Source organism: Proteus sp. TJ1640, assembly GCF_003144445.1.
Classification (GTDB): Bacteria; Pseudomonadota; Gammaproteobacteria; order Enterobacterales; family Enterobacteriaceae; genus Proteus; species Proteus penneri.
In genome coordinates this window covers 246,317-259,201 of sequence record NZ_PENY01000010.1, presented here as the reverse complement: position 1 = coordinate 259,201, position 12,885 = coordinate 246,317, and the positions used below count along the sequence as shown (strand labels likewise).

Here is a 12,885-nt window from a genome sequence, read left to right as displayed (position 1 = left end):
AATATTCATTAACTCTTCATTTTTTTTCATTTTTAGATTTGTTGATATCGACTTTTTAAAGTTAAATTTATCTATAACCTTGTGATTTATAATGTCTTTATTTTAATTTGATTTAAGTGTAAAAAAACTTGCGCAAAAAATCTTATTGGATATAATGCACCCACGTTACAAATTGAAATATTCTGTAACGTGTTATAACGCCTAATTTATTTATTATCTAAGTTATCCACATTTGGATACTTATTTTTTTATTGCACCAGGTAGACCGTTGTTTTCAGTCATTCTAATTTCTGGTAAGTAGATCTTATTTACTTATTCAAACCGCTACTTATCTTTGATAAGCCGTGAGTAAAATAAAACATGAAAGGCAGAGAACTACACATAGCATTTTATTATTTTAATAAATTTAGAAGCCATAACATTTCGGTGTTATGGCTTTTTTATTTTGCTTGTTATATCTGCTGTTACTGAGGCTTCTAAGACGAGGACTGCTGAGTGTGTGTTTGTTGTGCATCATTTTGCATTTTGATGCCTATTCTCAATTTATCGCTCATTGGCCACGAGATCTTGCTTGATTAAAAAACACAAACAGTTAACAAAATATTTCTCAATCTTTTAGATTTATGACCACTTCTTTTATCTATTCTCACAAAAAAAAGAAATAGGCTCCATTAAGGGATTATTTATCGAGAAATTGTATTTTTTATTCATAAAAACAACAGGGATTTAACATTAAATTTTATTTGCATTAATTTCGTTATAAATTCGATATGTTATAAAATAACTTAAAGAAATGATTACTATTATGTACTAATTAGTAATTATTAATGATCTTATCTTTGAATGTTAGCGTATATCGATATACATTGAATTTTATAGCGATTTTTCGCTAGGGTATCAGCTTATTCCAAAAACGAATATATATATAACTATATGAAAAATGATAAGAAAAATAGGTCAATTTTTGATTAAAAAGTAAACAGAGTAATAATGATTGAAAAATAATAACAAATGAAGATTGGATAAATTAGTAATTAAAATAGGCTGAAATTAAATATATTAATGTAATGATTTCTTGTTTATGAAATGCAATTTTTAACATTATTTATAATGTAATATAAAGGTTGATAATATGAAAAAAAGAGTCGGCATTATAATTAAAAAATATATTAAAACTTATTTTTAATAAATGATTTTAGAAAATGGAAAATATTAATTATTAATTTTGTATTATTTTAAATATATTGTCTTATAAATTGTTTGTTTTTTGTCTTGTTTGTAAGTTGTTAATTAATAAGAGTTTAAATTTTATTCCTCCCTGTATTTTTGAGGTAATGATAATTATTTCCATTCTTCTTATCATTATTAAATAGTATTTAAATAAATTTAAAATGACGAAATATATAAAAAGTAAGCATTAAACTTTATATTGCTGAAACGTTTTTACTCACATAAAGGAATAATTTATTTTTTAATGAATTATCGCTTGATAATGATCAAGTCATTATTGTGTCGGAGTGTTAAAAAGGCGGTGTTTTAAAATTATTCCAATTAAAAATCATCATATCAGGAGAGATATATGGCCTTGGGGAATAATGTTTTTTCCCATCATGGTATTAACCGACGCGATTTTATGAAATTGTGTGCTGCGTTGTCAGCTACCATGGGATTAAGCGGCAAAGCAGCCGCAGAAATGTCAGAAGCAATGGTGTCACCTGAACGCCCACCCGTTATCTGGATTGGTGCTCAGGAGTGTACAGGGTGTACGGAGTCTTTATTACGTGCAACTCACCCGACTCTGGAAAACCTAGTACTTGATGTTATCGCACTTGAATATCATGAAGTGCTTTCTTCAGCTTTTGGTGATCAAGCTGAAGAAAATAAACACAATGCGATGGAGAAATATAAAGGTAAGTACGTTCTCGTTGTCGATGGTTCAATCCCAGACAAAGATGGCGGTGTTTACTGTATGGTTGCAGGAAAACCTATTCTTGAGCATATCAAAGAAGCCGCTGAAGGGGCTGCTGCGATTATTGCAATTGGTTCATGTTCTGCATGGGGTGGTGTGCCAGCAACTGGGGGTAACCCAACAGGGGCTAAATCATTGGAAGCAATTTTACCGGGTAAAACCGTGATTAATATTCCAGGATGTCCACCAAATCCACATAACTTCTTAGCAACTGTTGCACATATTATTACTTTCAACAAATTGCCTAAGTTAGATAGCAAAAACAGACCGCTTTTTGCTTATGAGCGTTTAATTCACGAAAACTGTGAACGTCGCCCTCATTTTGATGCGGGTCGTTTTGCTAAAGAATTTGGTGATGAAGGTCATCGTCAAGGTTGGTGTTTATACCATTTAGGCTGTAAAGGCCCTGAAACCTATGGTAACTGCCCAACATTGGAATTCTGTGATGTCGGTGGTGGAATTTGGCCTGTGGGTATCGGTCACCCTTGTTACGGATGTAACGAAGAAGGGATTGGCTTTACTAAAGGTATTTTCCAATTAGCGAACGTTTATCAGCCAACACCAAAAGCACAAGTGCCTGATGTTAATGCAAAAGAAGGTGGCGGTGTCTCTTATGGTGCGGCTGGTTTACTGGGTGCTGTCGTGGGTGCAGTTGCGGGTGTCAGTGTGATGGCTGTGCGTCAATTAGGCCGTGACAAGAATGCCACAGGAGCCTCACAGGAGGATAAACGGTGAATAGGCGTCATTTCTTTAAGCTGGCATCAGGTGGGGTTCTTCTTGCGGGAATGGCACCCACTGTGAGTCATGCTGCGGCGCAGAACCGTCCCCCAATTCCTGGGTCTCTCGGTATGCTCTATGACTCTACACTGTGTGTAGGCTGTCAAGCATGTGTCACAAAATGTCAGGAAATTAATCACCCGGAGCCAATGGAGCGTGGTGATACTTACGCTAATGGTGATCCGATTTGGTCAAACAATGACAAATTAAGTCCTTACACAAATAACATTATTCAAATTTGGCGTGATGGTACTGGTGAAAATAAAGACCAACTGGAAAACGGTTATGCCTTTATTAAGAAACAATGTATGCATTGTGTTGATGCAAACTGTGTTTCTGTTTGTCCTGTTTCTGCGTTAACCAAAGATCCAAAAACCGGTATTGTCCATTATCACGCGGATATCTGTACAGGTTGTCGTTACTGTATGGTGGGATGCCCTTATAACATTCCAAAATACGACTATGACGATCCATTTGGTAAGCTCTATAAATGTGAGCTTTGTAACCAAAAAGGTGTTGAGCGTTTAGATAAAGGCTTATTACCAGGTTGTGTTGAAGTGTGTCCAACCGGTGCGGTTATTTTCGGTACACGAGAAGAATTGCTTGAAGAAGCAAAACGTCGTTTAGCGAAAAAAGCGGGTGAAGAATATCATTACCCACGTCAAACCATTAGTGGTGGCGATACTTATCTGCATAAAATTCCTGAATATCAAGATCATATCTATGGTGAGTTTGAAGGTGGCGGTACGCAAGTTATGGTACTTTCTGCTGTTCCTTTCGACAATTTAGGAATGCCAGAAGTCGCACCATTATCAACGGGTGCACGTTCTGAGCATATTCAACATACGCTTTATAAAGGCATGGTATTACCAATAGCAGCCCTTGCAGGGATCACCTATTTGGTTAACCGTAATAGTAAAAAACAAGAGCAGGAACACCACAAGGAGGATAACGATGTCGAGTCATGATCCTCGTCCACTTGGCGGTAAGTTATTTACTCTCGCAGTAAGAGTATTTTTACCGCTTGCTGTGCTCGGTTTTATTCTTATTGGTAAGCGTTTGGTATTAGGTCTGGGCGACGTCTCTGATCTGAATGGGGGATATCCTTGGGGTATCTGGATTGCCTTTGACTTATTGATAGGAACAGGCTTTGCATGTGGTGGTTGGGCACTTGCATGGGCTGTTTATGTCTTTAATAAAGGGGAATTTCACCCATTAGTGCGTCCTGCATTGTTAGCGAGCTTGTTCGGCTATTCATTAGGTGGTTTATCCATTGCTATTGATATCGGTCGTTATTGGAACATGCCTCACTTCTTTATGCCGCAATACTTTAACGTTAACTCCGTGTTGTTTGAAACAGCGACCTGTATGACCATCTACATTATGGTGATGGCATTAGAATTCTTACCTGCGTTATTAGAACGTTTAGGCTGGAAAGTGTCGTTAAAACGTCTTAACAAAGCGATGTTCTTTATTATTGGTCTTGGTGCTTTACTGCCAACCATGCACCAATCTTCAATGGGATCATTAATGATTTCAGCGGGTTGGAAAGTACATCCATTGTGGCAATCTTATGAGATGTTACCGCTGTTTTCTCTGTTAACGGCTTTCCTCCTTGGTTTCACTATCGTTATTTTTGAAGGCTCTTTATTAAAAGCAAGCCGTACCATGAATGATGATGAAACACCGCTATTTACCAAGTTAACAAAAGTGATCGAAGTGTTACTGATCGCATTCTTGGTATGTCGCTGGGGTGAAATTATTTGGAACGGTAAACTGAGCTATATCGGAAATGGAGATATGTTCTCGTGGTTATTCATTGCTGAAAGTGTATTGTTATTAATTCCTCTCATTTTGATGCATTTAAATAATAACCGCCGTAGTCCAAGAATGCTGTTTGTTTGTGCTTTATTTATCTTAATTGGCGCAGCAATGTGGCGTATGAACTACTCTTTAGTTGCTTACAATCCAGGCAATGGTTACCACTATTTCCCAACAGCAAGCGAATTGCTGATTTCTATTGGTTTCGTTGCATTTGAAGTAACCGCTTACATTCTTATTATCCGTTTATTGCCGGTTTTACCTGCACAAACAGATTCAAATATACAATTAAAAAAGGCTGAGGTTAAATCATGAGCCAACGCATTACTATTGATCCTATTACCCGTATTGAAGGGCATTTACGCGTCGATTGTGAAATTGATAACGGAAAAGTTGTTAAGGCTTGGTCTTCCGGTACCATGTGGCGCGGAATGGAGGAGATCCTAAAAGGAAGCGATCCTCGTGATGCATGGATAATCGTGCAACGTATTTGTGGTGTTTGTACGACAGTTCACGCAATTGCCTCAGTACGTGCTGTTGAAGATGCCTTAGGTATGGATATTCCTGTCAATGCGCAGTATATCCGCAATATTATTTTGGCTTCTCATATTCTTCATGACCATATCGTTCACTTCTATCAGCTTTCTGCGATGGACTGGGTTGATATTACTTCGGCATTACAAGCGGATCCTGAAAAAGCGTCAGCAATGCTGAAAGGTGTTTCTAAGTGGCAATTGAACTCTGCTGAAGAATTCAGAAAAGTTCAGAAGAAAATTCAAGATCTGGTTGACAGCGGTCAGTTAGGTATTTTCGCTAATGGCTATTGGGGTCACTCAGCCATGAAATTACCACCAGAAGTTAACCTGATTGCTGTTGCTCACTATCTGCAAGCTCTTGAATGTCAGCGTGATGCAAACCGTATTGTAGCGGTTCTTGGTGGTAAAACACCTCATATTCAAAACTTGGCTGTGGGTGGTGTTGCTAACCCAATTAACCTTGATGCACCAAGTGTTCTTAACTTAGAACGTTTAATGTATGTGAAGCACTTTATCGATAATCTTGGCGATTTTATTGAACAAGTTTATAAAGTCGATACTGCAATTTTTGCTGCTTATTACCCAGAGTGGCTAAAAATTGGTAAAGGTGCGAACTACTATTTATCTGTACCTGAGTTACCAATCAACGGTAATAATACCGAGTTTTTATTATCTGGTGGTTATATGGAAGGCGTTGATTTCTCAACGTATCGTCCAATTAAAAACTGGAAAGATGAAAACTTGAAAGAGGGTATTGAAGAAAGTGGTAAACACGCATGGTATGAAGATGATGAACCATTAAAACCATGGGAAGGTTTAACTCGTCCTAAATATACTGGTTGGGATGAAAACAATAAATACTCATGGGTTAAATCACCAACATTCTATGGTAAACCTGTCGAAGTGGGAACATTAGCATGGTTAGTATGTGGTTTAGCAGGTAAGCATGAAGGGACTGTTAAACACTATAACGAAGTTAATGAAATCTATACTAAATTAACAGGTGAAACACTGGTTAATGAGCAGTTAGAGTCAACTTGGGGTCGTATTATTGGACGTACTGTTCATGCTTGCGTATTACAAGATTCTCTAAACTTCTTATGGCAATCATTGGTTGATAATATTGGTCGTGGTGATACTACTGCCTTTATTAAACCAGAGTTTGAACCAGGCAAAGAGTATCGTGGTGTTGGTTTTGAAGAAGCTTCTCGCGGTATGTTATCTCACTGGATCGTGTTTAAAGACGGTAAAATCACTAACTATCAGGCAGTTGTTCCATCAACATGGAATGCGGGTCCTCGTAACTTTAATGATGAACCGGGTCCTTATGAGTTATCTCTTGTTGGTACACCTGTTGCTGATCCGAAAAAACCATTAGAAGTGGTAAGAACGATCCACTCCTTTGACCCATGTATGGCGTGTGCTGTGCATATGGTTGATTTAACAGGCAAAGAACTCAGTAAGGTGAAGGTATTATAATGCGAACTCTCGTCTTAGGCATTGGTAATTTATTACTAAGCGATGAAGGCATTGGTGTTCGTATAGTAGAAGCGCTCGAAGAGCGCTTCTCTTTACCAGAGAACGTCGATGTTATTGATGGTGGCACATCAGGTATGGAAATCTTGCAAGATATCGCTGCAAGAGATCTCCTGATTGTTGCCGATGCGGTAAGAAGCAATCATGAACCAGGCAGTATTTTTGTGTTACATGATGATGATGTTCCAGCACTTTTTACACAGAAGATCTCGCCTCATCAGCTAGGTTTATCTGATGTATTAATGGCACTGCGTATGACAGATGAATTTCCACGTAAACTGATTTTAGTGGGAATTGAACCTGCATCATTAGAGCCAAGCATGTCGCTGTCTGACATTGGTGAGAAATCAATGGAAATAGCACTAGAACATGTCGTGAATATTTTGCGTGAATATGGCATTTCTGTCACACCTAAAGAGGTAACAGCATGAATGAATTAAGCTGGGATATCATAGGATATGATGAACCGCCTGTTGAGCAACTTGAAGCGCGTTTTAGTGAAATCGCTGACAAAGAGATGAAAGGGCTTCCTTTTTATCGTGAAGGCATTCCTGTAAAAGCGGGAGGCTTTACTTTATTTGAAAATCAGTGGATTGGTGCTGTTCTTACTCCTTGGATGTTAGAGCTTGTCGTTTTCCCGGGGCCTTCACAAGAATGGCCACACCGAAAAGTAGGTGATCGCATTGGGTTAGAATTACCATGTGGTCAGATAAAATTCGTTGTGGGTGAGCTTGCCGAGGGAATGCAGTACCTTGCTTGTTCATTAATGTCGCCACTTGATAGACATTTAGCAGCGGAACATGCTGTTGAGTTGGTTGAAAATAGTGTAAAAATGGCTCTTTCTCTTCCTGTTCAGACACAATCCGTAGCAGAAGTTGATTTAAGTCGTCGTTCTCTCTTCCGTGGTCAGTTAAGATCATAGAGTAGAAATTTTACGCGACACAGAGTCACATTCTTCTTATTGAATAGTACAGGAGTCAGAATATGTGTAGCACTTGCGGTTGTGGTGAAGGCAATGTCAGAATTGAAGGTGTAGAACCTCATTCACATGAGCACCACCATCATCACTCTCATGACCATGATCATCACGACCACGGTCATCATCATGATCACGGCCATCATGGGCATGATCACCATCATGAACACAATGCTACTCCAGCGAATACTGTTCATAAATATATTGATAAGTCTGAACAAAAGCATAAGCATAACTACGAGACCAATGGTCAGCCTATCATTGTTCATCATCACTATTATCATAACAGTGGTGATGTTCACCTCCATTTTCATAACGATGCACAGCTAAACGAAACACCTGTTTTCCATGAACATCATCATGGACATGACGATCATCATCATCATGATCACGACCATTCACACAGCCACGACCATTCACATAGTCACTCTCACGAACATCAGCACGATCATGAGCATGAAGAGCAATTTAGCCCAGTGATTGAAAATCAGAATATGCATTATGGCCAAGGTGAAGCAGGGACACATGCTCCCGGTATTAGCCAAAAGCGTATGCTAAAAATTGAAATGGACGTGTTAGATAAAAATAACCGAATTGCTGTTCATAACCGCGAACATTTTGAACAACAAAATGTGTTGGCATTAAACCTCGTTTCAAGCCCCGGTTCTGGCAAAACCACACTGTTAACACAAACGTTAAAACAGTTAGCGCAACGTGTTCCTTGCGCCGTGATCGAAGGCGATCAGCAAACCACCAATGATGCGGATCGTATCCGTGAAACCGGTGTACCTGCGATCCAAGTGAATACAGGTAAAGGTTGTCACCTTGATGCTCAAATGGTGCATGATGCGACACACCAATTAGGCTTACAAAACAACAGCGTTCTCTTTATTGAAAATGTGGGTAACTTAGTGTGCCCAGCCAGTTTTGATCTGGGTGAAAAGCATAAAGTGGCTATTCTTTCTGTCACTGAAGGTGAAGATAAGCCACTGAAATATCCGCATATGTTTGCTGCGTCTGATTTAATGATTATCAACAAAATTGATTTAGTACCCCATTTGAATATTGATGTTCAAGCCTGTATTGAATCAGCTCGTCGTGTTAACCCAAATATCGAAATCATTGCGTTATCAGCAACAACAGGTGAAGGCATGGAAGAGTGGTTAACTTGGTTGGAGAGTCGTTTATGTGCCTAGGTGTTCCAGCTAAAATAGTTGAGGTGGGCGAAGACGTCCACCAACTCGCTTATGCTGAAGTCAGTGGCGTCAAACGTGCTGTTAATATTTCGATGGTATGTGAAGGCGAACCTAGTGAATTATTAGGCAAATGGGTACTTATTCATGTGGGATTTGCCATGAGTATTCTTGATGAACAAGAAGCACAAGATACCCTTGATGCATTACAGCATGTTTATGGTGTGACCCTCGAAGAGGCTGATGATGCAGTACGTTGATGAATTTCGTGATCCTGAACTTGCGAAAGCTTTACTGACCCAAATTCGTGAAACTATTTCACAATGGCCTCAGCCAATTACACGTCCATTACAAATTATGGAAGTGTGTGGTGGGCATACTCATGCCATTTTTAAATTTGGTCTAGACCGCTTATTACCAGAAGAAATTGAATTTGTTCATGGACCGGGTTGTCCTGTTTGTGTATTACCGATGGGGCGAATTGATGCATGTTTAGAAATCGCAGCCCGTCCTGACGTGATTTTCTGTACTTTTGGTGATGCAATGCGAGTACCGGGACGTAATGGCTCGATGCTTGATGCGCGTCGTCGTGGTTGTGATATTCGCATTGTCTATTCGCCGCTCGATTCACTCAAAATTGCACAAGATAACCCAGATAAACAAGTTGTTTTCTTCGGTTTAGGTTTTGAAACGACAATGCCAAGTACTGCCATGACGCTACAACAAGCGAAATTGCGCGGACTTAAAAACTTTTCTCTATTTTGTCAGCACATTACTATCGTACCTACTTTACGTTGTCTACTAGAGCAAGATGATGTTCGCATTGATGGCTTTATTGCACCGGGACATGTGAGTATGGTAATTGGCTGTACACCATATCAACCGCTATGTGATGAATTTGAAAAGCCTTTTGTGGTGACAGGATTTGAACCGTTAGACTTATTGCAAGCTATACTGATGGTTATTAAACAGCTTAAAGCAAAAGCAGAAAATGCAGATTATGTTTTAAGTATTGAAAATCAATATAGTCGCATTGTACCAAACGAAGGTAATAAGTTGGCTCAAAAAGCACTTAGTGAAGTGTTTATGTTAAAAGAAACCAGTGAATGGCGTGGATTGGGTGAAATCCCAATGTCAGGTATTCAATTAACACCAGCTTATTCTGAGTTTGATGCTGAATTACGTTTTACACCCGCACCACAGAAAGTGGCAGATAATCCACAATCTCGCTGTGGCGATGTGTTAACAGGACGATGCAAACCTTCCGATTGCCCACTCTTTGGTAAAAGTTGTACACCAGAAACGGCATTGGGTGCCTTGATGGTATCATCAGAAGGTGCATGTGCGGCTTATTATCAGTATCGCCGTGAAGGTAATATATGAAACAACCTGATGAAATCACTTTAGCCCAAGGAAATGGTGGGCAAGGTATGCAACAACTGATCGAAGGCCTGTTTTTAAAAGCGTTCGATAATCCATTATTAAATGAAAAAGAAGATCAAGCACGGATCGCGTTAAATGAGTTAACTACGCTTGGCGATCGTCTTGCATTTAGTACAGACAGCTATGTCATCGATCCCATTATTTTCCCTGGTGGAAATATTGGTAAATTATCTGTTTGTGGTACGGCTAACGATCTTTCTGTTGGTGGTGCGGTTCCTCGTTACCTTTCATGTGGTTTTATTCTTGAAGAAGGGCTTCCATTTGAAACCCTCGAAACCCTTGTTATGGCGATGGCGAAAGCAGCAACGCAAGCAGGAATACAAATTGTTACCGGAGATACAAAAGTGGTTCCTCGTGGTGCTGCAGATAAGATCTTTATTAATACTGCGGGTATTGGGGTTATTCCAACCACAATTAATTGGGCTGCAAGTAATATCAAAGCTGGTGATAAGATCTTAGTGAGCGGTACGATTGGTGATCACGGGGCAACAATTCTGAATCTTCGTGAAAACTTAGGATTAGAAGCGGATCTACAAAGTGATTGTGCTGTTCTTGAGCCAATGATTGCGCCGCTACGTCAAATTAAAGGTATTCGCGCATTACGTGATGCAACACGAGGCGGAGTGACTGCAATTTTACATGAGTTTGCTCAAGCCAGTGGTTGTGGCATGAATGTGCATGAAAATAAATTACCAATGAAACAATCTGTTCGTGGCGTTTGTGAATTATTAGGGCTTGAAGCACTGAATTTTGCTAACGAAGGAAAAATTGTTTTAGTGGTATCCCCAGAAGCTGAAGCCCAAGTACTTGAAGCATTACATCAACATACTTTAGGTAAAGACGCTTGTACTATCGGTGAAGTGACCGAGGATAATTATATTCGATTAACAGGAATTTTCGGGACTAGCCGGATCCTTGACTTACCTTATAACGAACCATTACCTCGTATTTGCTAATCACTTCTTTCCCACTTATAGATTGAATGATCAGACGATTTATAAGTGGGATAAGTCTCCTATCTGTTACAAAAAATTTGTTATAACGCAAATTTCTCTCATTTATCTGAATATTGACTCTTTGATAAAAAAATTATCGGAGTAACATGTGCAGCCAATCCTACTGCGTGGAGAGGGTCTCTCGTAGAGGTAAGTTCTAGGAAAAAACATGTCTTGGTCAGAATTTAAATCCCAGTACCTGATCCGTTTTTGGAAGCCCCTTCCAGCAGTGATCGCGGCAGGTATCTTATCAACTTACTATTTTGGTTTAACCGGCACTTTTTGGGCTGTCACGGGGGAATTTACTCGTTGGGGCGGTCACGTAATGCAATGGTTTGGTGCTCATCCTGAAGAATGGGGTTATTTTAAAATCATTGGTCTTGAAGGTACGCCATTAACGCGTATTGACGGTGTGATGATTATCGGGATGTTTGGCGGTTGTATTATGGCCGCTCTTTGGGCCAACAACGTCAAACTTCGCCATCCTCAACATAAAATTCGCATTCTTCAAGCGGTTCTAGGTGGGATCATCGCGGGTTTTGGTGCTCGTCTAGCAATGGGCTGTAACCTTGCCGCCTTCTTTACGGGTATTCCACAGTTCTCTTTACATGCTTGGTTTTTTGCGGTTGCAACGGCAGTTGGTTCTTACTTTGGCGCCAAGTTATCATTGATGCCTCTGTTCCGTATTCCAGTAAAATTGCAAAAAGTCAGCCAAGCTTCACCCATTACTCAAGATAAACAACGTGCGAAACGTCGTTTTAGATTGGGAATGATTATCTTTTTTGCCATGATTGCGTGGTCTTTAATTATTCTCTTTGATTCACCAAAACTAGGTTTCGCGATGCTAGGCGGTATTGGTTTTGGTATTTTAATTGAACGTGCGCAAATCTGTTTTACTTCTGCTTTCCGTGACTTATGGATAACAGGCAGAACCCATATGGCAAAAGCGATTATCATCGGTATGGCAGTCAGTGCCATTGGGATCTTCAGTTATGTGCAATTAGGTGCATCACCGAAAATTATGTGGGCAGGGCCGAATGCTGTCATTGGTGGCTTACTCTTTGGTTTCGGTATTGTACTTGCTGGTGGGTGTGAAACAGGATGGATGTATCGTGCCGTTGAAGGTCAAATTCACTTTTGGTGGGTTGGATTAGGTAACGTAATCGGTTCAACATTACTGGCTTATTATTGGGATGATTTTGCCTCAGTGATCGCAACGGATTATGACAAAATTAATTTACTTGATACCTTTGGCCCTGTGGGGGGATTAGGTGTGACGTATCTGATGCTTGGTGTGTCATTTGCATTATTACTTTGGTGGGAAAAACACTTTTTCCGTAAAAAAGCCCAACAAGCACAATCTATTTCAACGCAGATTAATAAGGAAATTGCATGAGCCAGAAAGACACTATTATTCCTGATTATCGTCTAGATATGGTCGGTGAACCTTGTCCTTATCCTGCGGTGGCAACACTCGAAGCCATGCCATCACTGAAAAAAGGCGAAATATTAGAAGTGGTGAGTGATTGCCCTCAATCAATCAATAATATTCCACTTGATGCGAAAAACTATGGTTATACCGTGTTAGATATTCAACAAGATGGTCCAACTATTCGTTATTTAATTCAAAAATAAATTA

The 12,885-nt window shown here is 39.5% G+C and carries 12 protein-coding genes; all 12 read left to right on the top strand.

Annotation, left to right across the window (positions count from 1 at the left end; all coding sequences use genetic code 11):
- Positions 1 to 1,579: 1,579 nt before the first annotated feature.
- Positions 1,580 to 2,704, top strand: coding sequence for a hydrogenase 2 small subunit (hybO, locus tag DK861_RS04125; RefSeq protein WP_072063712.1), 1,125 nt, complete (start codon positions 1,580 to 1,582; stop codon positions 2,702 to 2,704).
- A complete protein-coding gene (gene hybA / locus DK861_RS04120) occupies positions 2,701 to 3,714 on the top strand; it encodes a hydrogenase 2 operon protein HybA (protein WP_006535187.1) in 1,014 nt (337 codons plus the stop codon). Before hybO ends, hybA begins: the two co-directional genes overlap by 4 nt.
- Positions 3,701 to 4,882 (top strand): Ni/Fe-hydrogenase cytochrome b subunit, encoded by a 1,182-nt coding sequence (hybB, locus tag DK861_RS04115; protein ID WP_006535186.1) that lies wholly within the window; start codon positions 3,701 to 3,703, stop codon positions 4,880 to 4,882. Before hybA ends, hybB begins: the two co-directional genes overlap by 14 nt.
- The gene (hybC, locus tag DK861_RS04110; protein ID WP_109399318.1) at positions 4,879 to 6,582 is read left to right on the top strand and encodes a hydrogenase 2 large subunit; all 1,704 of its coding nucleotides are present in this window, start codon (positions 4,879 to 4,881) and stop codon (positions 6,580 to 6,582) included. Before hybB ends, hybC begins: the two co-directional genes overlap by 4 nt.
- On the top strand, positions 6,582 to 7,070 hold the full coding sequence (locus DK861_RS04105) for a HyaD/HybD family hydrogenase maturation endopeptidase (protein WP_006535184.1): 489 nt from the start codon (positions 6,582 to 6,584) through the stop codon (positions 7,068 to 7,070). Before hybC ends, DK861_RS04105 begins: the two co-directional genes overlap by 1 nt.
- On the top strand, positions 7,067 to 7,561 hold the full coding sequence (gene hybE, locus DK861_RS04100; RefSeq protein WP_006535183.1) for a hydrogenase-2 assembly chaperone: 495 nt from the start codon (positions 7,067 to 7,069) through the stop codon (positions 7,559 to 7,561). Before DK861_RS04105 ends, hybE begins: the two co-directional genes overlap by 4 nt.
- Positions 7,562 to 7,623: 62 nt before the next feature.
- Positions 7,624 to 8,811: a hydrogenase nickel incorporation protein HypB gene (gene hypB / locus DK861_RS04095; RefSeq protein WP_109399317.1), complete on the top strand. Its 1,188-nt coding sequence runs from the start codon at positions 7,624 to 7,626 to the stop codon at positions 8,809 to 8,811.
- Positions 8,802 to 9,068, top strand: a complete 267-nt coding sequence (gene hybG, locus DK861_RS04090) for a hydrogenase maturation factor HybG (protein ID WP_006535180.1) — start codon at positions 8,802 to 8,804, stop codon at positions 9,066 to 9,068. The genes hypB and hybG overlap by 10 nt, the downstream gene beginning before the upstream one ends.
- Positions 9,055 to 10,191: a hydrogenase formation protein HypD gene (hypD, locus tag DK861_RS04085; protein WP_072063709.1), complete on the top strand. Its 1,137-nt coding sequence runs from the start codon at positions 9,055 to 9,057 to the stop codon at positions 10,189 to 10,191. Before hybG ends, hypD begins: the two co-directional genes overlap by 14 nt.
- Positions 10,188 to 11,207 carry a hydrogenase expression/formation protein HypE gene (hypE, locus tag DK861_RS04080; protein ID WP_006535176.1) on the top strand — a complete coding sequence of 340 codons (1,020 nt, stop codon included), beginning with the start codon at positions 10,188 to 10,190 and terminating at the stop codon, positions 11,205 to 11,207. The genes hypD and hypE overlap by 4 nt, the downstream gene beginning before the upstream one ends.
- A gap of 208 nt (positions 11,208 to 11,415) precedes the next feature.
- Positions 11,416 to 12,642: a selenium metabolism membrane protein YedE/FdhT gene (yedE, locus tag DK861_RS04075; protein ID WP_109399316.1), complete on the top strand. Its 1,227-nt coding sequence runs from the start codon at positions 11,416 to 11,418 to the stop codon at positions 12,640 to 12,642.
- Positions 12,639 to 12,881 (top strand): sulfurtransferase-like selenium metabolism protein YedF, encoded by a 243-nt coding sequence (yedF, locus tag DK861_RS04070; RefSeq protein ID WP_006535172.1) that lies wholly within the window; start codon positions 12,639 to 12,641, stop codon positions 12,879 to 12,881. Before yedE ends, yedF begins: the two co-directional genes overlap by 4 nt.
- The last annotated feature ends 4 nt before the right edge of the window (positions 12,882 to 12,885 follow it).

Bases quoted from the DNA above. Each gene is read 5' to 3' on its own strand.
- yedE (WP_109399316.1), top strand. From the start codon at position 11,416: ATGTCTTGGTCAGAATTTAAATCCCAGTACCTGATCCGTTTTTGGAAG.
- hybC (WP_109399318.1), top strand. From the start codon at position 4,879: ATGAGCCAACGCATTACTATTGATCCTATTACCCGTATTGAAGGGCAT.
- hybG (WP_006535180.1), top strand. From the start codon at position 8,802: ATGTGCCTAGGTGTTCCAGCTAAAATAGTTGAGGTGGGCGAAGACGTC.
- hybE (WP_006535183.1), top strand. From the start codon at position 7,067: ATGAATGAATTAAGCTGGGATATCATAGGATATGATGAACCGCCTGTT.
- DK861_RS04105 (WP_006535184.1), top strand. From the start codon at position 6,582: ATGCGAACTCTCGTCTTAGGCATTGGTAATTTATTACTAAGCGATGAA.
- hybB (WP_006535186.1), top strand. From the start codon at position 3,701: ATGTCGAGTCATGATCCTCGTCCACTTGGCGGTAAGTTATTTACTCTC.
- hypE (WP_006535176.1), top strand. From the start codon at position 10,188: ATGAAACAACCTGATGAAATCACTTTAGCCCAAGGAAATGGTGGGCAA.
- hypD (WP_072063709.1), top strand. From the start codon at position 9,055: ATGCAGTACGTTGATGAATTTCGTGATCCTGAACTTGCGAAAGCTTTA.
- yedF (WP_006535172.1), top strand. From the start codon at position 12,639: ATGAGCCAGAAAGACACTATTATTCCTGATTATCGTCTAGATATGGTC.
- hypB (WP_109399317.1), top strand. From the start codon at position 7,624: ATGTGTAGCACTTGCGGTTGTGGTGAAGGCAATGTCAGAATTGAAGGT.
- hybO (WP_072063712.1), top strand. From the start codon at position 1,580: ATGGCCTTGGGGAATAATGTTTTTTCCCATCATGGTATTAACCGACGC.